14 protein-coding genes are annotated in these 19,634 nt (G+C 63.9%); 7 read left to right on the top strand and 7 right to left on the bottom strand.

The genetic code is table 11. The features are described 5' to 3' along the window. The 3 genes from VLT15_05175 (at nt 1) to VLT15_05165 (ending at nt 4,330) form a co-directional block, all read left to right on the top strand. Nucleotides 1-1,128 (top strand): CaiB/BaiF CoA-transferase family protein, encoded by a 1,128-nt coding sequence (locus VLT15_05175; protein ID HSR44610.1) that lies wholly within the window; start codon nt 1-3, stop codon nt 1,126-1,128. 79 nt (nt 1,129-1,207) lie between these two features. Further along, nucleotides 1,208-2,986, top strand: coding sequence for a long-chain fatty acid--CoA ligase (locus tag VLT15_05170; protein ID HSR44609.1), 1,779 nt, complete (start codon nt 1,208-1,210; stop codon nt 2,984-2,986). A 24-nt stretch (nt 2,987-3,010) separates the two neighbouring features. After that, on the top strand, nt 3,011-4,330 hold the full coding sequence (locus VLT15_05165) for a glycoside hydrolase family 3 N-terminal domain-containing protein (protein ID HSR44608.1): 1,320 nt from the start codon (nt 3,011-3,013) through the stop codon (nt 4,328-4,330). Nucleotides 4,331-4,363: 33 nt separating this feature from the next. Here the strand turns inward: VLT15_05165 and VLT15_05160 are convergent, their stop codons facing one another. Continuing rightward, nucleotides 4,364-6,412 carry a prolyl oligopeptidase family serine peptidase gene (locus VLT15_05160; GenBank protein HSR44607.1) on the bottom strand — a complete coding sequence of 683 codons (2,049 nt, stop codon included), beginning with the start codon at nt 6,410-6,412 and terminating at the stop codon, nt 4,364-4,366. A 33-nt stretch (nt 6,413-6,445) separates the two neighbouring features. Here VLT15_05160 and VLT15_05155 point away from each other — a divergent pair, with 33 nt between their 5' ends. Beyond that, nucleotides 6,446-7,426 carry a D-glycerate dehydrogenase gene (locus VLT15_05155; protein HSR44606.1) on the top strand — a complete coding sequence of 327 codons (981 nt, stop codon included), beginning with the start codon at nt 6,446-6,448 and terminating at the stop codon, nt 7,424-7,426. 75 nt (nt 7,427-7,501) lie between these two features. On the opposite strand, the gene VLT15_05150 is transcribed toward VLT15_05155, so the two are convergent. From VLT15_05150 to VLT15_05135, 4 genes are all read right to left on the bottom strand, one after another. Beyond that, complete coding sequence (locus tag VLT15_05150; protein ID HSR44605.1) at nt 7,502-8,149, bottom strand: thiamine diphosphokinase; 648 nt, start codon at nt 8,147-8,149, stop codon at nt 7,502-7,504. 110 nt (nt 8,150-8,259) lie between these two features. After that, entirely contained in the window at nt 8,260-10,221 is a 1,962-nt protein-coding gene (locus VLT15_05145; protein ID HSR44604.1) for a S9 family peptidase, read from the bottom strand. 24 nt (nt 10,222-10,245) lie between these two features. Next, nucleotides 10,246-11,736, bottom strand: a complete 1,491-nt coding sequence (gene malQ, locus VLT15_05140) for a 4-alpha-glucanotransferase (protein ID HSR44603.1) — start codon at nt 11,734-11,736, stop codon at nt 10,246-10,248. Nucleotides 11,737-11,818: 82 nt separating this feature from the next. Further along, on the bottom strand, nt 11,819-13,039 hold the full coding sequence (locus VLT15_05135) for an ATP-grasp domain-containing protein (GenBank protein HSR44602.1): 1,221 nt from the start codon (nt 13,037-13,039) through the stop codon (nt 11,819-11,821). A gap of 77 nt (nt 13,040-13,116) precedes the next feature. Here VLT15_05135 and VLT15_05130 point away from each other — a divergent pair, with 77 nt between their 5' ends. Continuing rightward, nucleotides 13,117-13,743 (top strand): NifU family protein, encoded by a 627-nt coding sequence (locus VLT15_05130; GenBank protein HSR44601.1) that lies wholly within the window; start codon nt 13,117-13,119, stop codon nt 13,741-13,743. Nucleotides 13,744-14,035: 292 nt separating this feature from the next. Here VLT15_05130 and VLT15_05125 read toward each other — a convergent pair whose 3' ends face one another. Then, nucleotides 14,036-14,800 (bottom strand): NAD-dependent deacylase, encoded by a 765-nt coding sequence (locus VLT15_05125; protein ID HSR44600.1) that lies wholly within the window; start codon nt 14,798-14,800, stop codon nt 14,036-14,038. Between the two features lie 103 nt (nt 14,801-14,903). On the opposite strand from VLT15_05125, the gene VLT15_05120 reads away from it, so the two are divergent. After that, on the top strand, nt 14,904-15,392 hold the full coding sequence (locus tag VLT15_05120; GenBank protein ID HSR44599.1) for a hypothetical protein: 489 nt from the start codon (nt 14,904-14,906) through the stop codon (nt 15,390-15,392). Nucleotides 15,393-15,441: 49 nt separating this feature from the next. Next, nucleotides 15,442-17,640, top strand: coding sequence for an APC family permease (locus VLT15_05115; GenBank protein HSR44598.1), 2,199 nt, complete (start codon nt 15,442-15,444; stop codon nt 17,638-17,640). A 128-nt stretch (nt 17,641-17,768) separates the two neighbouring features. Here the strand turns inward: VLT15_05115 and polX are convergent, their stop codons facing one another. Further along, nucleotides 17,769-19,499, bottom strand: a complete 1,731-nt coding sequence (polX, locus tag VLT15_05110; GenBank protein HSR44597.1) for a DNA polymerase/3'-5' exonuclease PolX — start codon at nt 19,497-19,499, stop codon at nt 17,769-17,771. Nucleotides 19,500-19,634 lie beyond the last annotated feature (135 nt).

The raw sequence follows: 19,634 nt of genomic DNA, 5'->3' as shown, positions 1-19,634 counted from the left end.
ATGGGACCTTTGGCCGGCCTCACCGTGGTCGAGTTCGCCGGGATCGGTCCGGCACCGTTCGCGGCGATGCTGCTGGCGGACATGGGCGCAGAGGTAATACAGGTTGATCGAACCGCGGCCGGCTCGAGTTGGATTCCCGGTTTCATGGCGAGAGGCCGGCGTCGCATCTCCGTCGATCTCAAGCATCCCGACGGATTGGGCCTGGCTATGCGGTTGGTGGAAAGGGCGGACGTCGTGATAGAGGGTTTCCGGCCCGGTGTCGCCGAAAGGCTTGGTATAGGCCCGGAAGAGTGCCTGGCCCGGAATGCCCGACTGGTCTACGGGAGGATGACGGGCTGGGGTCAGGAGGGTCCACTTGCCCACACGGCCGGGCACGACATCGACTATCTGGCGATATCGGGCGCGTTGTGGCCGATCGGCTCGGGGGATCGTCCACCTCCGCCTCCCCTCAACCTGGTGGGTGATTTCGGTGGCGGAGCGATGTTTCTGGTGGTCGGTTTGCTGGCCGCAGTCCACGAGGCGCGGGTTTCCGGGATCGGGCAGATAGTCGATGCGTCGATGGTCGACGGCTCCGCCTTGCTGACGACGATGTTTCACGAGATGCGAGCTTCTGGGCTCTGGGAGGATGAGCGAGGGGCCAATCTCCTCGACGGCGGCGCGCCCTTCTACGCGACCTATGCGACGGCGGACGGTGGGTACATGGCGGTCGGGGCTCTCGAACCCCGGTTCTACGCCGAGTTGCTGGACGGGCTCGGCCTGGGCGAAGCCGACTTGCCGGCGCAGATGGATCGGTCGGGATGGTCAGTCCTACGTGAACGATTCGCCCTGGTGTTTGCCAAGAAGACCCGCGCCGAGTGGGAAGCAGTGTTTGGAGGCACCGACGCGTGTGTGAGCCCGGTGTTGTCCTGGGAGGAGGCTCCTCACCACCCGCACAACGTTGCGCGCGGGCTGTTCGTCACCACCGGTGAAGGTCTGATGCCGGGGCCTGCTCCACGATTCTCCCGGACGCCGGGTGCGCTCGCAGGCGAGAAGTCCCCACCGGGTGCACAAACGGACGAGATACTGGCCGAGCTCGGGCTTTCTCCGGCCGACATCGAAGCACTGCGCGTCGCATCCGCGGTGGCCTGAGTTTGGCCCATTCCCGCTGGCTAGCATCGAGAGCGCGGTGTGCGCCGCGCTGCCGATCACGGTCCGAGGGAGGACGGTCATGAAGAAGTACACGAGCCCCGGTGAGACGCCGGTTGCGTTCGACGACAACGCTGTCTCCGCCTTCATCAGCCGGGCCGAGTCTCATCCGGACGCTCCTGCTCTCGCCTATCGGGACGGGAACCGCTTCGTGAACGTTTCGACCAGGGAGATGCTCGAGAGGGTGGAGGCGATGGCCGCCGGATTGATCGCCGGCGGTCTCGACAAGGGCGATCGGGTTGCCATCTACTCGGGTACCCGGATGGAGTTCACCCTGGCTCAGTATGCCGTGTGGTTGGCCGGCGGGGTTCCCGTGACGATTTATGAAACATCATCACCGGAACAGGTCGAGTGGATCTTGAGCGACAGCGGGGCCATGATGGTGTTCTGCGAAAACGATGAGCTCAAAGCCGTCGTCGACGGCGCCGCAGACGGGCTGAAAGCCGTGTTCGTGATCGACTCCGGCGGCCTCGTCGATCTCGCCGACTCCGCCACTGATGATGCTGTTCGCGAGGTCGCCGCACGCATAGCTTCGGTGTCGCACGACGATCTGGCACTTCTCATCTACACCTCCGGTACTACCGGGAAACCGAAGGGCTGCATGCTCACTCATTACAACTTCATCTGGGGCGGCCGCCAGGTGATGCAGGAGCTGCACGATCTCTTCACCGAGGGCAACTCGACCTTGATGTTCCTGCCGCTCGCCCACAGCTTTGCCCAGGTCGTCCAGTTTGGATGCGTGACCACTGGTGTCACGATCGGGTATTCGACCGGTGTGCCGCAGCTCGTTGAGGAACTCGCCATCTTCAAGCCGCGCTGGGTGTTCTCGGTGCCCCGTGTCTTCGAGAAGGTCTTCAACACTGCCAAAGCCCGAGCAGATGCAGACGGCAAGGGATCGATCTTCGACCTGGCGGCCAAGACCGCGATCTCGTACGCCGGGCAAGATCAACGGGGTTCCGTCAAACTCGGCACGAGACTCGCCCACGGGCTCTTCAACCGACTCGTGTACGGGAAGTTGCGCGGCATCTTCGGCGGCCGGCTCGAGTATGCGATCTCCGGCGGGGCGGCCCTCGGCGACCGGCTCGGATTCTTCTACAAGGGCCTCGGCATAACCGTTCTCGAGGGATACGGACTGACCGAGACAACGGCGGCAACGTTCTTCAACAGGCCGGATGACATCCGCATCGGGACGGTGGGCCGGCCCGTTTCGGGCGGGAGCGTGGCCATTGCCGAGGACGGTGAGGTCTTGATCAAGGGCGGTTGCGTCTTCCGGGGCTACTGGAAGAACGAGCGGGCCACGGCGGAGGTGTTCGACGAAGACGGCTGGTTCCATTCGGGGGACATCGGCGAGATCGACAAAGACGGATACCTGCGCATCACGGGCCGCAAGAAGGAGCTCATCGTGACGGCCGGCGGCAAGAATGTCGCGCCGGCGGTTCTCGAAGACAGGATGCGGGCTCACGCCCTGATCAGCCAGTGCATGGTGGTCGGCGATGCGCAACCATTCATTTCGGCGCTCGTGACTATCGATCCGGATGTCTATCCGGCTTGGGCGGCCGAGCACGGCAAACCTCTGGATCTGATTGATGCCCTCGACGACGAGGATCTCCGGGGCGAGATCCAGAAAGCCGTCGACGATGCCAACAAGGCGGTTTCAAAGGCGGAGTCGGTGAGGACCTTCCGGATTCTCCCGCAAGACTTCACCATCGAGGGAGGCGAGCTGACCCCGACGCTCAAGGTCAAGCGGGGAGTCGTTTCCGACAAGTATGCGGACGTGATCGAAGCGATCTACACGAAGTAGGCGCAGCCGGCGATAGGCGGTTCGATGGAAGCCAGACGGGGCATCTCGTCGCGCGGTGGGCTGGGGGTGCTGTTGACTGCAGTCCTGGTCGCCTGCTCGTCCCCTGCCGCGTCCACGACGGTGCCGACGACGACGACGTCGTCGGTACCTCCCACCTCTACCAGCACAACAGTCCGCGAGACGACTGTTCCCGATTCAACTTCGACAACGATCAGAGAGCCGCGGGAGTCGTTCATCGAAGACTCCATCGCTTCGCTGGACCTCGCCGGCAAGGCCGCCCAGCTGCTGATCGTCGAGTTCGTGGGGAGCGACGGTTCCGCTGCGCTCGATCTGCTCGCAACCTACCCCCTGGGCGGCTTCTTGTTGAAGTCTGCCAACGGGAATCTCGCCTCCTCGATCGCGCTGACGGACATGACATCCCGGCTTCAGAGTGCAAGTGCCATCCCGCTCTTCATCGCCGTCGATCAAGAGGGCGGCAGGATCGATCGGGTCAAATTCGAAGACGTCCGGCGATTCCCGTCCGCGCGGATATTCGGAGAGCTCGGAGACGCGGCCCTGACCGAGCAGGCGGCCTGGGCAACCGGTGTGCAGCTGGCCGAGCTCGGCATCAATCTGGATTTCGCACCCGTCGCCGACGTAAACGTCCTGGGAGATGACAACCCTGCGATCGGTGACCGTTCCTATGGAAGTGATCCGGAGTTGGTGGCGGCGATGGCGGTGGCAGCCGTCCAGGGTTTCGAGAGGGCGGGAATCGCCGCAGCGGTCAAACACTTCCCGGGGCACGGGAACACAGCTGTGGACAGCCACCTGGGCCTCCCGGTGGTTCTCACCGACATCCGGGAGTGGGCCGCGACCGATCGAGTGCCGTTCGAGGCGACGATCAGGGCCGGTGCCCGCATGGTGATGGTCGCCCACGTGGCCTTCCCGGCACTCGATGCCGACGGACTTCCGGCCTCCATGTCCCCGGCGATAACTACCGGCCAACTGCGGGCGGCACTCGGTTTCACGGGTGTGATCGTGACCGACGATCTGGCCAACATGCTCGCCGTTGCGGCCTGGGCACCGGGAGAGCGGGCCGTGAGAGCATTGGAAGCCGGATCCGACCTCATCCTGAACCCGGGCGACATAGAAGCCGCCGTTTCCGCGATCGTTGAGGCGGTCGCCGACGGAAGAATATCGGAGGAGCTGATCGATGCCGCCCTGGTCCGGATCCTCGATCTCAAGTTCGACCTGGGCCTCTCCGAGCCTCGACCGTCGCCGATGGACGCGGAAACCCGCGCGGCCGTCGCCGCGGCCCGGATGGCCGTGGCGGATGCGTGCGCGGCGGTCGGTCTCGATTGCTGATATCAGCAACCGTGGTGGTTTTCCGCTCGTCACCTACGGCGTAACGCCCAGGTGGTGCAGGAAGAACCCGTACACGTCCGCCGCCTCGTCGATCAACTTCGAGGTCGGCTTGCCGAGCCCGTGGCCGGCTCGCGTCTCAACTCGCAGTAAGACCGGAGAGGACGGGTCGGCCCTTTCCTGCATGACGGCCGCGAACTTGTAGGCATGCATCGGAACAACTCGATCGTCCGTGTCGGCCGTCGTGATCAGCGTCGGCGGATACACCACTCCCTCGGACACGTTGTGCACCGGCGAGTACTCGATGAGGAACTCGAAGTGGTCCGGACTCTCTTCGGCATTCCCGTATTCGGATGTCCAGTAGCGCCCCGCCGTGAACAGGTGGTAGCGCAGCATGTCGGTAACCGGAACCATCGGAACGGCCGCTCCGAAAAGTTCGGGGCGCTGCAGTTCCACTGCGGCCACCAGCAAGCCTCCGTTCGAGCCGCCCAGGACCCCGAGGTGATCGGCCGAGGTGATGCCCTCATCGATCAGATACTCCGCACAGGCGATGAAGTCGTCGAAGACGTTCTGCTTCTTTCCCAGCATGCCGGCGTGGTGCCAGTCCTGGCCGTATTCGGCACCGCCGCGCAGGTTGGCGACAACGAAGAGACCGCCGGCTTCGAGAAAGGCGAGTCGAGCCGGTGCATAGGTTGGTGTCAGGCTGATGTCGAATCCGCCGTATCCGTAGAGAATCGTCGGTGTCGATCCATCCGTCTCCAGGTCTGAACGGCTGATGAGGAACATCGGCACCTGCGTCCCATCCGGGGAGGTTGCGAACACCTGACGCGTTGTGAACCGTTCGTCTTCACCGGCGGACGACGCCCAGAACGTCTCGAACCCGCGCCTCCCCGGCTCGTAGCGCAGCACGGTGGGCGGCTGCGTGAAAGACTGGTATCCGATGAATACGTCCGGATCACCGGGCCGGCCGCTGAGTTCGACGACGCTGCCGATTCCGGGAAGATCGGGTTCCTCGATCACGTTGCCGGACAAATCGTGCACGCGAATCACATGGTTGGCGTGACGGAGCCGCATCGTCATCAATCGTCCGCACGCCAGAGCTCCGTGAACCAGTGCGTCGTCGCCTTCGGGGACGATCTCCTCCCATCCGGGGCGGGCGGGAGAGGAGAGGTCGATGGCGACTATCCGTCCCAACGGAGCGTCGAGGTCGGTCAGGACCATGAACCGACCGTCGACGTGTTCGATGAACTCGTACCTGGCGTCGAAGTCGTCTAGTAGCCGGATGAACTCCCCGCCTTCCTCCAGGGGTCGGTAATAGAGCCGATTGCGGGTATCCGTTCCGTCCCAAACGTGCAGGACGAGAAAACGACCGTCGGCGGTCACGAACGGCATGAAACCCAGACCCGGCGAGTCGGGGCGGCTGTAGATCAGCTCGTCCTCTTCCTGGCCGGTACCGACTCGATGAAGGTAGACGCGCTGGTTGGTGCTGGGCGGAGCACCCGGGACCTCCTCCTCCGTCGGGAACCGGGAGTAGTAGAACCCGCCGCCATCGGGCCGCCAGGCGACAGAGGTGAACTTCACATTGCCCAGCCGGTCCGGAAGTGCTTCACCCGTTTCGGCGTCGAGGATCTCGATGGTCTGCCAGTCGCTCCCGGACTCCGCGATGCTGACGGCGAGCAGCGAGCCGTCGTCGCTTGGAGCCGATGCGATCAGTGCGGCGGTGCCGTCGTCCGTGAGGGTATTCGGATCCAGCAGCACCACGGGCCGCCCGTCGCGGCCGTCCTGTCGAAAGAGAACAGGCTGGTTCTGGAGTCCGTCGTTCTTGGTGTAGAAGAGCCGCTCACCCCGTCGGATCGGTGCCGTCCAGCGCGGGAAGTCCCACAACTGCTCCATGCGGTCCCGCAGACGCCGGCGGATCTCTATCTGCTCGAGGTGTGCAAACGTGAGCTCGTTCTGCGCATCTACCCACGCTTTCGTATCCGACGACTCCGTGTCTTCGAGCCAGCGGTAGGGGTCGGCTACCCGGGTACCCCAGAAGTCGTCGGCGGTGGAGTCACGTTTCGTGGTGGGATAGGAGTAGGCCATGGCCGGCGAGTCTACGAGGCTACGATCGCCTAGATGAAGAATCGCCCGAACGTCCTCGTCACCCGCCGACCACCCGGTCGCGCGATCGGCATGCTCGAGCAACGTTTTCGGGTCGACCTCTGGGACGAAAACCGCGCAATGCCAAGGGACAGGTTGCTCGATCGGATCCGCAAGGTCGACGGGCTCTATTCGATGCTGACGGACCTCATCGATACCGAGCTCTTCGAAGCCGGGTCGTCGTTGCGGGCCGTGAGTCAGATGGCCGTCGGTGTCGACAACGTCGACCTGGCTGCTGCCACCAGGTTGGGGATCCCGGTCGGCCACACCCCGGAGGTCCTCAACGAGACCACCGCCGACACGGTCTTCGGGCTCTTGCTCGCCTCGGTCCGGCGTATCGGGGAAGGAGCCGCCTACGTAAGAGCCGGGCGGTGGGGACCATGGCAACCTGATCTGCTGCTCGGCGGCGACCTGTATCAAACGACCTTGGGAATCATCGGAATGGGTCGAATCGGTTCGGCAATCGCCAGACGGGCAAGAGGTTTCGATGTGCGCATCCTCTACTCGAACCGGCACCCCGACCCGGCGGCCGAGCGCGAACTCGGTGCACAGCATCGAACTCTCGAGGATCTGTTGCGGGAGTCGGACCATGTTGTGGTCATGGCGCCGCTGAACTCAGGGACTTACCACCTCATCGACGAACCTGCACTGCGATTGATGAAGCCGACGGCGACCTTGGTCAACGGCAGCAGGGGAGGACTCGTCGATTTGGAGGCGCTCGAGCGAGCTCTGCGTGAAGGGTGGATCGCCCGTGCCGCGCTGGACGTCACCGAGCCGGAGCCGATCCCGCCGGACCATCCGCTGCTCGGCCTGGATAACTGCCTGATCATTCCCCACCTGGGGTCTGCAAGCGTTGCCACCCGGATATCGATGGCGGAACTGGCCGCAGAGAACCTGATCGCCGGACTCGAGGGACGGCCGATGACGGCATGCGCCAATCCGGAGGTCCACGGTTAGGAGGCAGGAGTTCCGCTCCGGAGTCCTGGCCGGGAGGTATGGCCTCCGCGCGGCGGTGGGCTGCCGACGGTGGATCTAGACGGACATGTCCCCGGTCATGATCGCCAGCAAGGTCCCCCGGCGAACGGTCACGGTCGCCACGGGTTGTGCGAAGACGTTGCTCACCCCGCGCGTGGCACCCGGCAAGAGGTCTTCGTCGTCGAGTTCCCACTTGAGTCCCTCGGTCCGAACTCCTTGTGCCGGTCCGTGTACGGCCAGTAGAGAGATGTGACGACCGGGAGCGCAATGAAGCCGGGACGTGCCGTGAATGACGTGGAGCCGTGCGTCACCCGTCAACCATTCGACATCGACTTCTGCGAACTCGGCCGACGAAACGAGCAGGGCGTTGGCCAGGAAGTGATCGAGACGCCCACCCGAGCCGCCAACGATGATGATCCGCTCAACTCCCATCCGAATAGCAGCACGCAGCGCCAGTTCCAGGTCGGTGTGGTCTTTGTCGGCCGGGTGCAACTCGATCGGTATGTCTCGATAGACGGACAGCGCCTCTGCAGAAACCGAGTCCATGTCACCGACGATCAAATCGACTTCCAATCCCAGCGCAAGAGCTTGATCGAGTCCGGAGTCCGCGGCCACGTTGAATCCGTCGTGTGGCAGGTCTTCAATGACGTCGGGATCGACGATGTCGCCACCGGCCAGTACTACTGCTGTTGTGGGTTCGTCCATCGCCCGCTCAGCATACGCCTCGAGAAGACGTGGCGAGTTGCGCCCCGGGGGAGTTATCCGATGCCGGAAAATGACAAAACCGTCTTACGCGCACTTCTGCGCGTAAGACGTCACTCAGCGAGCCAGCGAGCCAGCCAATCATGGACTTCCCCGTACCAGGCCAGGGAGTTCTGGGGTTTGAGAATCCAATGGTTCTCATCGGGGAAGTACACCAGGCGGGCGGGGACACCCTTGGCTTTGAGCACGCCGTACAGCTCGAGGCCCTGGGTGATCGGGACTCTGTAGTCCTGCTCGCCGTGTATGACCAGAGTCGGCGTGCTGTACCCGGCGGCATGGGCCGAGGGGCTCCAGCGATCGACGCGGCCCGGGTCTTCCCAGACTTCGGCGCCGCGCGAGCGGGAGAATCCGTATGTCATGTCGGTGGCGTACATTCCGGCCAGATTGGTGACCGCCGCGTGGGCGACTGCACAGGCGAACCGATCCGTTTGGCTCATCAACCAGGCGGTCAGGTATCCCCCGTAGGAGCCGCCCGTCACGGCCATCCGGCCCGGATCGACCAATCCGCGGTCGATGAGCGCGTCTGTGACGGCGAGAATGTCGGTCGTCGGTTGGTCACCCCAGCTGCCCTGGATGCTGCGGGTGAAAGCATCACCGAAGGAAGTCGATCCGTGGAAGTTGACCATCGCCACCAGGTACCCTGGCGACGCGAACGCCTGGGCATTCCACCGGAAGTGCCAGCTGTCTCCGAAGGTCGAATGGGGGCCGCCGTGAATCAGGTGAACGAGCGGCACCCGCCCGCCGGCCTCATCGAACCCGGGTGGAAACAGCAAGAAGGTCCGAACCTCGTGTCCCTCCGCGCCTTCCACGACCAGTTCCTCAACGGACCCGAGGGTCACGTCCCTCAGAACTTCGTCCGTGAACCGGGTGACCCGCGCAAGGGAGCCGTCGGAAAGGTCGATGCGCCCGATCTCGGGCGGCTGGGAGAGGCTCTGACATCGAACGTACAGAGTCCCTTCGCCGGCAACCACCGGGTTGGTGAGACTGCCCTGTCTGGTCAGGACCGCCGGTGTTCCGCCCTCTCGTCCGATCCGGTAGAGGACCACGCGTCCCGACTCTTCTGCGGTGAGAAAGAGCTCGTCGGCAGCCCGCCCCGGAGCGACCGTCTGGATCGACGCATCCCAATCCTCGGTGAGGACATGGTGTTCGCCGCTGATCCTGTCGACTACGGCCAGCCGGCGGCGGTCCGCGTAGAAGTCGGCTTCTCGTTGAAACAGGTAGGCGAGACGGCTGCCATCCGCGGTGTAGCGCGGCCAGGTCGCATCCCCTGTGAGTTCGGGCGTGAGACATCTCACGTCACCGCCGTCGATCGGAGCTGCGTAGAGGCGCCAGACCGGGACTTCGTCGGAGTCATCGATCTCCCAAGCCGAGAAGGTGATTTCCGAGCCGTCGGGGGCAACGTCGTACGCATCGCCCTGTTCCCCCTGTGAAGGGAGACGCCACCACCAGTCCCTGTCGGGGGTGAGGTCCGTCAGAGCACGCGTCGTCGGATCGAGCACGAAAGGGTGCCACGTGTCGCCTTCCGTGAGCCAGGTGTCCCAGTACCGGTAAACCCTTCTTTCGGTCACACGGGGCGACTTTGACCCGTTCTTGCCCAACCATTCGCGCGTACCGTCTATCGTCGGAGCCTCGGTAGTGAGTTTGACGACTACGACCAGCCGGCCGTCCGGAAGCCACTTCGGTCCCGCCGCGCCCATTGGCAGGTCGGTCAGCACCAACGGCTCGCCACCGTCCAAGGAGAGCAGGTGGACCTGCTGCTTTCCTGCCTCGTCCTTGCGCAGGAAAGCGATAGAACGGCCGTCGGCGCTGACGGCGGGGGAGGTGGCGCTGCGGGCCGGATCGGTGATTGGGGCCGGGTCGCCGTCTTGAAGCAGGTAGAGGACGGTGTTTCCCTCGTTCTTATCGATGTCGTAACGGGTCACCGGAACGACGACGGTGGCTCCGTTCGCGGAAACCGCGGGTGCCTCTACTCGCGGCAGTCTCCAGAGATCCGTTGGTGTGATGGGTCGGCTCATGCGGACGAAGGTAGCACCGTGCGCTCACGCATCGGACAGTCGCCCGGTCTTCCGGTTGAGGGAGCGCAGTCGGGTTCGTAGCTCCTCCGTGAAAGCGCCCTGTTTCATCCGCCACCTCCAGTTGCCCCCCGGAACGCTCGGGAAGTTCATCCGCGCCTCGCTGCCCAGGCTCAAGACGTCCTGCATCGTGGTTATCGCCCAGGCAGCGCGTGACTTCCATGCTGCCTCGATCAGGTCCCACGCGTAGTCGGAACCGTCGACGCCCAGATACTCGAGGGCATGCTTCCTGTCGGATTCATCTGCCGAATCGAACCAGCCGCGGGTGGTGTCGTTGTCGTGAGTGCCGGTGTAGACAACGCAATGCTCCGGGAAACGGTGAGGGAGGAAATCGTTCTCCTCACCGGAGTCGAAGGCAAACTGAAGGATCTTCATGCCCGGCAACCGGAAGCGGTCCCGCAGTTCGATGACATCCGGCGTGATGTCGCCGAGATCCTCAGCGATGATCGGGAGTTCACCGAACTCACCGGTCAGCGCTTCGAGGAACTCGACCCCCGGGCCTTCGACCCATCGCCCGTTGATCGCAGTGTCCTCGCCTGCCGGCACTTCCCAGTAGCCGGCGAATCCTCTGAAGTGGTCCAGCCGGACCACATCCACCAGGTCGAGCACCGCCTGCATCCGGTCGAGCCACCAGCGGTAGCCGGTTGCGGCGTGCAGATCCCAGCGATAGAGCGGATTACCCCACAGCTGTCCGGTCGCGGAGAAATAATCGGGAGGGACACCCGCGACAACAGTCGGGCGACCTAACTCGTCCAGTTGGAACAGGTCCCGATTCGACCAGACGTCCGCCGAGTCCTCCGCGACGAAGATGGGGGCATCGCCGACGATGCATAACCCGTGGACGGCTGCACTGCTGCGGATTCTCTTCCACTGACGGGCGAACAGGAACTGCCTGAAAATGTGTGAGTCGACCAAATCCTCGAGCCTGCCGCGGGAGCGCGCGATCGTCGTTTCCTCCCGATCTCTGAGCTCGGGGTCCCACGTCCACCACGGGCGTCCCCGGTGGATGTCTTTGAGTGCCATGAAGAGCGAGTAGTCCTCGATCCATGTGGCCTGCTCGGCCCGGAAGGCTGCGACTTCTCGGGACCAATCCGAGCGGGCGCCGCGCCGGTAGGCCCTGTCGAGCAAAGCGAGCTTGGCCGGGATCACGGCGCCGTAGTCCACTTCCCGTTCTTCACAGCGGGGGAACTCGATGAGGTCGGCTTCGGAGAGCAGGCCGTCCTCGACGAGGAGGTCCGGGCTCACCAGCAATGGGTTGCCGGCGAACGCCGAGAAACACTGATACGGCGAATCTCCGTAGCCGGTGGGGCCGAGCGGCAGCAGTTGCCAGACCCCGGTCCCGGTCTCGGCCAGCATCTCGATCCAGTGATGAGCGGCGGGGCCCAGATCGCCCACGCCGTACGGGCCCGGAAGGCTCGTCGGATGTAGAAGGACGCCGGAGGACCTGGTGAGGTGCATTCCCCGATTCTCGCCGCTCCGGCACCTTGCGGACAAAACGGTTACCGGCGTGTGCCGTGGACCTCGGATCGGTCGACGCCACTCAATCGATGACGAACTCCAGCTCGGCATGCGCGGCCCGCAGTGAAGCTTCGGCATCCTCCGGAGTCGGCCCCTTCGCGAAGAGGAAACCCAGATAGCGGTTTCCTTCGGGCAGCGCCCGAATCACGTCTCCCGGGTGCATCGAGATCTCGAGACCCGTGATCCCGGGTACCGCCAGCGCCGCCTCGCGTCCCCGGACGGAACGGAGGATTCCGGATCTCGGAATGGGGAGCATCATCGCTCCCGATGCCCGATCCTCCCTGCGCAGGCCTGCGACCGGCATACCCAGAGCCCGTCGAAGTATCAGCGTCTCGAGTGAGGAGCCGAGCAAACCGAAACGGAGTGACCTCCCACACAGACCGCCGATGGAGCGGGCGGCCACCTCGAGCAGAATCACGCGCGGGCCGTCGACGCGCAGCTCGGCGTGTATCGGGCCCTCGCGCAACTCGAGGGCACCGATGGCGCGCTCGGTGACGCGTACGACTTCGTCGATCATCTCCGGATGGAGCCGGGACGGGGTGATGAGAATGGTCTCCTCGAAATACGGGCCGTCGAGCGGATCGGGCTTGTCGAAGACGGCCAGAACCTCGAGCTTCCCGTCGTAGAGCAGACCCTCGACCGCAACTTCTATTCCGGGCACGAACCGCTCGACGAGGATCGGTTCACCTGGAGAGTGGCCCTCGGTAATCAGTATTCGGCGGATACGTTCGGCTGCGGCGAACGCTTCCTCTGCATCATCGACCCGAATGACGCCCTGGGAGGCACTGAGGCCGAGAGGCTTCAGGACTGCGGGGGCGCCGAGATCGGCGACGGCCGCCACGGCATCTTCTGCTGTATTCACGACACCGAACGCCGGTTGGGGAACCTCTGCCCTGGCGAGCGCCCGTCGCAGCATTGCCTTGTTCCTGGTGGCGGCCACTCCGACGGGCGGGTTGTGAGGCAGACCGAGCCGGGCGGCGGCGAGAGCGGCGATCTCGACGCCCTGATCGTCGGCGGCCACGATCGCATCGATCGGATGGCCGTCGGCATGCTCGACGATGGTCGCGGCGGAGGTCTCAGGGGAACTGCAGTCGATGAGCACATGGGGCGCCCCGGCTGTTGCGGCGAGCGGTGGTGCATCTTCCGACGCCACCGTGATTTCCACCCCCAGCCGCTCGGCGGCGTCGACGAACTCGGTGGCCCGGTATGTGGACGTTGGCAGAATGAGGACGATGTGCGGCATGGAGGCTTGCACCCTACCGAGGTGCGCAAAACATGCGAACCGTTAGCATGCACCATGCCCAACCCAGTGGAAGCGGAATGAACGACACGATTCTTTCAATAACCGATGACGCCCTGCGGATGATCGCTGAAATCCGCGATGCCGAACCAGGTGATGACGAGTTCGCACTCTTCATAGAGGTGACCGGCGCGCGCGGCCCGCTCTACAACTACGAACTCAGTTTCGTGCCGGTTGGCGATGCGCAGCCGACCGATGTGATCGAGCGAATCGGCGACCTGGCGGTGCTGATTCGCTCGGCAGACGTGGACAAACTGCGTGGCGCCAACATCAACCTGGGCTCGGATCCGATGAACCCCGGCCTCGCCATCGACAACCCCAACAACCCGGTCAGTCCGACGATTCCGAGCGCAGATCGCGCGGAGCTCACCGGACCTCTGGCCGAGCAGGTCCAGCATGTCCTCGAACACGAAGTCAATCCGGCGATAGCCTCTCACGGCGGAGGCGCCCGGTTGATCTCGGTCGAGGAGGACACCGTCTACCTGGAGCTCATGGGCGGCTGCCAGGGGTGTGGAATGGCAACCGTCACCTTGAAACACGGAATCGAGCGCATAATCACCGAGGCGATTCCGGAGATATCCAGAGTGGTCGATGTGACCGATCACGACTCGGGTAACAACCCCTACTACCAGCAGGCCAAGAAGTAGGGCGGTTTCACGTCGAGGGGCGGCGAACGGCGGACCCATTGGCGCTCCGCCCGCCTTTGACCTACTCGATGCCCATCTGAAAGACGCGGCCGCGGCTCGCTTCGCCGTCGCCGGTGGTGGCTTGCCCTTCGGATCGCGTTGCTTTCGGGGAAACAACACGGTGGCGGGGTCCGTCGGGAGGGGATCGGATCATCTCTGATGAGAAAGACCCTGAATCGGTCTGCCTCATCGATCGGCTCCGGTTCATTGCGCCCCTCGAACCGGTACCGGCCGGCCATCCGGACCGGTTCTCCTAATCGAGCCGGCCGACGTCTGAGCCGGGCGATCCGCCCGGGCCACCGGTGCGTCGACCGGCGAGAATCTTCGGCACGAACTCGACAGCCGAGCCGATGAGCACGACATCAGCAGGAGATCTGATCGGCTCGGCGTTGACAACTACCACGGCCGCACCGGTGCTGCGTGCATGGTCGATGAGGCCGGCGGCCGGGTACACGACACCGGAGGTTCCGATGACGAGCAGCAAGTCTGCTCGGCTGATTGCCTCGACGGATGCGTTCCAAACGGCTTCTTGCAGAGTCTCGCCGAACCAGACCACGGCGGGACGAATAGGTGCCCCGCAGAATGGGCACGGCCTGAGGCCCGGCGGAGCAGCGAGGTCGATCCGTTCCTCGTAACCGCAGGCTCGATCACAGCGGTCCAGGCCGATGGATCCGTGCAGGTGGAGAACTCGCCTTGCCCCGGCCCTCTCGAGCAGGTCGTCGACGTTCTGGGTCACATGGATCAGGTCGGCGCACTCGGCCAGGGAACGGTGGGCGGCGTTCGGCTCGGCCGCGGCGAGGGTTCGTCTTCGGTGGTTGTACCAATCGATGACGAGCTCCGGATCGGCAGCGAACCCTACCGGACTGGCCAGTTCCGCCGGGTCGTAGCGGGCCCAGTAGCCCGTGGTCGGGTCCCGGAACGTCGCTATGCCCGATTCAGCGCTCAGACCGGCACCGGTGAAGGTAGCAACTCGTCCGGCTTCGGCCACGAGGGCACGGGCGTGTTCCAATGAACTCATCTTCCGGGAGGCTAGGCGCGCCCTCCGGACTGGAACTCACCTTCGACCCTGTTACCGGCAAGTCCTTTGTGATTGGGTTAGAGCAGAACGCCGAGAGTCCGGTATGCAGCGCAACGAGTTCCACTTCGCAACGGTGGACATCCCCTATGAAACCGCCAGGAGGCTGATGCGAGATGATCCGGCCCGGCTGCTGGCCGCCTGCCTCGACGGCACCTCACAGAACCGGGATGAGACCTCCGGAATACTGGACGTCGAAGTTGATGGAGTCATCCTCGGGGCAGACGTCACTCTCGAAATCGGTGACTTCGACGAAGTGACCGAACCGCTTCCGCTATCCAGGCGGGAGATCGGATGGCGCGCGGCCGAGCGTCGCGGGTTCTTCCCCGCCCTGGCGGGGGTACTGGAAGTCTTCCCGGTCGGACGAGCAAGAACACAGGTGGCCTTCACCTCTCACTACCGGCCGCCCCTCAAGGCCGTCGGGGCGCTCGTCGACACCGTGTATCTGCATCGAATAGCCGACGAGTGTCTGGAACGGTTCTTCGGCCGTCTTGTTGAGAGTCTCGAGAAGGTCGGCTCGAAGTCCCGCGCCTGAAGCTTCTACCGGTACCGGGACTGCGTACGTTCACAGCGAGGAATGACAGTTGAGCACCAGCCTCCGACGCCATCTGAGCCTTCCTGCCGTCTTCACAGTCAGCCTCGGGGCAATGATCGGGAGCGGGATCTTCGTGCTTCCCGGGCTGGCTGCGGAGTTGGCGGGACCGGCCGCCGTCGTCGCCTACTTCCTCGCCGGTCTGATCGTGGTTCCTGCGGCTCTCAGCATGGCGGAGATGGCCTCGGCGATGCCTATGGCCGGCGGTACATACGTCTTCATCGACCGTGCCATGGGCCCCTTGATGGGAACCATCGCCGGTTTCGGAGTCTGGTTCGCCCTCGTGTTCAAATCGGCTTTCGCGCTGGTGGGTTTCGAGGGCTACCTCGACTTCCTGGTCGATCTCCCGGTTGAGCTGGTCGGAATCGGGCTTGCGGTACTGCTCACTTCGTTGAACTCGATCGGAGTGCGGGTGTCCGGCCGATTCCAGACTGCAATCGTGGCGGCCGTTCTGGGGGTCTTGTTTTTCGTAGTCGTCGGAGGTGCAGGCTCGACAGACGCATCGGCGTTCACGCCGTTCGCGCCCGAAGGCATCGGCGGCATCCTCGCCGCCACCGGGCTCGTATTCGTGTCGTACGCGGGGGTCACGAAGGTCGCCTCGATCGGGGAGGAGGTGAAGAACCCGTCACGGTCGCTCCCGATGGGAATGCTCGGATCCATCGGCCTCATGCTGGTCCTCTATCCGGCGCTGATAGCGGTGGTCGTCGGCAACGTCGATCTCGACCGGCTGACGACCGACAACGCTCCCATGGTGACTGCGGCAGCCAACTTCTCGGATACGATCGGTCAGGATGTGGTGGCGGTCACCGCCATCCTTGCTCTCATCAGCATGGCCAACGCCGGCTTGCTGAGTTCCTCCCGTTACCCGTTCGCCATGGCTCGCAACGCGCTGGCCCCCCGGTTCTTCGAGCGAGTTGGTGCCCGGAGCGGAACACCGACGGCCTCTGTGCTGGTCACCGGGGCGACGCTCGTCGTCTTGATCGCCACGGTCCCCCTATTGGAACTGGCCAAGCTGGCTTCTGCATTCCAGGTGCTCGTGTTCTCGATCGTCAATCTCTCGGTCATCGCGTTTCGTGAGGCCGAGGTTCCGTGGTATCAGCCCGGTTTCAAGTCGCCGCTATACCCGTGGGTCCAGATCGCCGGGATTCTCGGGGTTCTGGTCCTCTTCACACAGCTCGGGTTCTTCCCCATCTTCGGGGCGGTCGGAATAGTCGTAATCGGCGTGTTCTGGTACCGGATGTTCGGGCAATCGAGGGTTTCGCACGAGAGTGCTCTGCTGGACGCGCTGCGCCTCCGCGCTACGGCTCGTCTCATCGATCTGACTCGTGATGCACTGGCCCGTCCGGGCCGGGATCACATCCTGATACCGCTGTCGGACACGATCGGATCCACCCGTCTGCGCAACCTCCTCCGGCTGGCATCGAGCCTCGCCGCCGAAGATGGCCGAATCACCCTTGCCCGGGTGGATCGCGACACTGCAGGTACGTTGTGGTGGCGGCGAACGGTATATCCGGAGGCAAGCGATCCTTTCCGGGTGGGCGTCCGGCGAATCGCCGACGAACTGGGGATCGACGTTGGTGTGGTCCGGCCGCGCGGCTCCGACGTCCGCGAGGGGATAAACGACTACATAGCCAGGCACGCGGTGGATCTCGTGTTGAGTTACCAGGCGGAGGTGGGCAGAAGAAGACGAGGGTTCTCAGCCGACATCCGGTGGCTCCAGGAGAATGCTCCGTGCGATATGGCCGTGCTTCATCGACGCCGGCTCGAGGGGCTTCGCAACATCACGGTAATGGGCGCAGGTTCCCCCTACGACATGATGAAGATCGACGTCGGGAATCGCTTCGCGTCCTCGCCCGATGCCTCGCTTTCATTCGTGCATGTGCTGCCTGAAGACGCGACCGATCCTCAGGTCGAAGCGATCAGGGGCTACCACGGTCGGCTGGAGGAACTGTGCAGCGCCGGAACGTCGAGCATCGTGGAGCGCGCCCCGAACTTCATCGAAGCCATTGCAGAACGGGGTCGGGGTGCCGATCTGGTGATACTCGGCGCATCCCGACGGACTACGGGCCTCGGGACCGAGTTGACCGACACCATTGCCGAAGCGATGGACGCACCGGTGCTTGTGGTATCCACCCGTGAGCCGGGACGGCCGGGGTTGCTGAGGGCGGCTCTCGAACGCCTCATCTACTGATCAGGTTTCTCAGCAATGCTGATGATGCCCCAGAACCACAGTATTGCCGAGAACTTCATTGGGGTTTTCCAGGCAATGCTGTTGATCCCCCAGAACCACAGTATTGCGGAGAAAAGTGTCCCAACCGCTCAGACGGAACCTATCCAGTCGAGGACTCGGTTCAACGGCCACGTGTTGACGACCCGATCGGGCGTCAACCAGCCGCGTTGCGCGTTGGCGACGCCCCATTCCATTCGGCGCAGCTCGGACGGATGATGGGAGTCCGTCGAGATCACGAAGTGGACTCCGAGGTCGATCCCTGCCCGGATCACCTCCGGCGTCGCGTCGAGGCGCTCCAATGCGCCGTTGATTTCGAGGGCAGTTCCCGTCAGCGCGGCGGCCTCGAGGACGGCCTCCATGTCGAACGCGATTCCCGGTCGCCGCCCGATCATCCGACCGCTGAGATGGCCGATGGCGTTCACTGCCGGATTCTGCATCGCGGTGATGAGCCGGATGGTCTGTTCGGCGGCCGGCCGGTCGAAGCCGTCGTGAATGCTTGCCACACACCAATCGAATCCGGCCAGGAATGCATCGTCGAAGTCGACCGTCCCATCGAGGCCGATGTTCAACTCACAGCCGTGCAATATCCGGAGATCGGAGAACCGATCCTGTATCTCCTGGATCTCCTGCCTCTGTTTCAGCATCCCGGCGCGGTCCACTCCGTTGATCGTCAGATTGATCCCGTGATCGGTGATCGCCAGGTACTCGAACCCATGCTCCTGCGCTGCGGAAATCATCTGCTCGAGAGACGCTCGTCCGTCCCCGGACCGATCAGTGTGATCGTGCAGATCGCCCTTGATGTCGTTCAGTGTGACGACGTCCGGCAGTCTTCCCGTCGCGGCCGCCTCGATCTCGCCGGTTCCCTCCCTCATCGGAGGTGGAACCCATTCGAGTCCTAGAGAGCGGTAGATGTCCTCCTCGGCTGCCGAGGCGATGACCTCACCGGTCTCGATGCTCGTCAACCCATACTCATTGAGGGTCATGCCCTGCGAGAGGGCGACTTGCCGGACCGAGACGTTGTGGGCTTTCGACCCTGTGAAATACTGCACCGCTGCACCGAATTGATCGGGTGTCACGACACGTACATCAACCTGTAGCCCGGCCGCCGTGACGAAAGACGTCTTGGTAGACCCGTGCCCGAGGACCTCGCCGACAATCGGCAGGCCGACTACGTGCGCGCCGACGGCGTCCGGGTCATGGGTGGCTACGACGATATCCAGATCGGCCACCGTTTCGCGAAGGCGTCGGAGGCTCCCGCACACCCGAACACGAACCACGGCGGGCAGGCTCTCGAGGGTTCCCACCAGGGCCGTCGCCACCGGCCATGCTTCGGATATGGGGAATCGCTGCTCTTTTCCGCGGAGTCCGAGTTGGTCGATCCCGCGTCCGATCTTCTCTTCTTTGCCGGCGCCGAATCCCGGCAGATTCCGGAGGAGTTGCTGATCGAGTGCTGCTTCGAGGCCGGCGAGGTCATGAATGTTCAGCTCATCCCGAAGGCGTCGCGCTGTTTTGGGCCCGATGCCCGGAATCTTGGTCAGTCGCACGAACTCGGCCGGGTACTCGGCTCGAAGACTCTCCAGCTTCTCCGAGCGACCCGTCGAAACGAACTCCGTGATCTTGGCGGCGGTGCCCTTGCCGATCCCCTTGAGTGCAACCAACTCCTTTTCCGACATGCTCACCACACCGTCGGTCTGGCTTTCGATGGCGCGCCTGGCGTTCTCGTAGGCACGGACGCGGAACGACTGCGGATCGCCCTCATCGAGGATCGTCAGTTCGGTCAGCTCGTCGAGAAGCGAGAGAATGTCGCGCTTGGTGACCACCGAATCGAATCTACTAGCCGGCCCTCTGGATCTACGTGGGTCGACCATTCGGAGATCCACCACATCGGGATCACACGGCCGTATCGGCGCGCATGTCGGATGAACGTCCGTGTTCGGCCGATCCGCTCTCTGCTG

It is taken from the genome of Acidimicrobiia bacterium (assembly GCA_035471805.1).
Taxonomy (GTDB): Bacteria; Actinomycetota; Acidimicrobiia; order Spongiisociales; family JAHEDJ01; genus JAHEDJ01.
Note: the sequence above shows the minus strand (reverse complement) of the source record. Positions and strands in the feature narration are given on the sequence as shown.

Coding starts and splice junctions, on each gene's coding strand:
- VLT15_05175 (HSR44610.1), top strand. CDS start 1: ATGGGACCTTTGGCCGGCCTCACCGTGGTCGAGTTCGCCGGGATCGGT.
- VLT15_05170 (HSR44609.1), top strand. CDS start 1,208: ATGAAGAAGTACACGAGCCCCGGTGAGACGCCGGTTGCGTTCGACGAC.
- VLT15_05165 (HSR44608.1), top strand. CDS start 3,011: ATGGAAGCCAGACGGGGCATCTCGTCGCGCGGTGGGCTGGGGGTGCTG.
- VLT15_05160 (HSR44607.1), bottom strand. CDS start 6,412: ATGGCCTACTCCTATCCCACCACGAAACGTGACTCCACCGCCGACGAC.
- VLT15_05155 (HSR44606.1), top strand. CDS start 6,446: ATGAAGAATCGCCCGAACGTCCTCGTCACCCGCCGACCACCCGGTCGC.
- VLT15_05150 (HSR44605.1), bottom strand. CDS start 8,149: ATGGACGAACCCACAACAGCAGTAGTACTGGCCGGTGGCGACATCGTC.
- VLT15_05145 (HSR44604.1), bottom strand. CDS start 10,221: ATGAGCCGACCCATCACACCAACGGATCTCTGGAGACTGCCGCGAGTA.
- malQ (HSR44603.1), bottom strand. CDS start 11,736: ATGCACCTCACCAGGTCCTCCGGCGTCCTTCTACATCCGACGAGCCTT.
- VLT15_05135 (HSR44602.1), bottom strand. CDS start 13,039: ATGCCGCACATCGTCCTCATTCTGCCAACGTCCACATACCGGGCCACC.
- VLT15_05130 (HSR44601.1), top strand. CDS start 13,117: ATGAACGACACGATTCTTTCAATAACCGATGACGCCCTGCGGATGATC.
- VLT15_05125 (HSR44600.1), bottom strand. CDS start 14,800: ATGAGTTCATTGGAACACGCCCGTGCCCTCGTGGCCGAAGCCGGACGA.
- VLT15_05120 (HSR44599.1), top strand. CDS start 14,904: ATGCAGCGCAACGAGTTCCACTTCGCAACGGTGGACATCCCCTATGAA.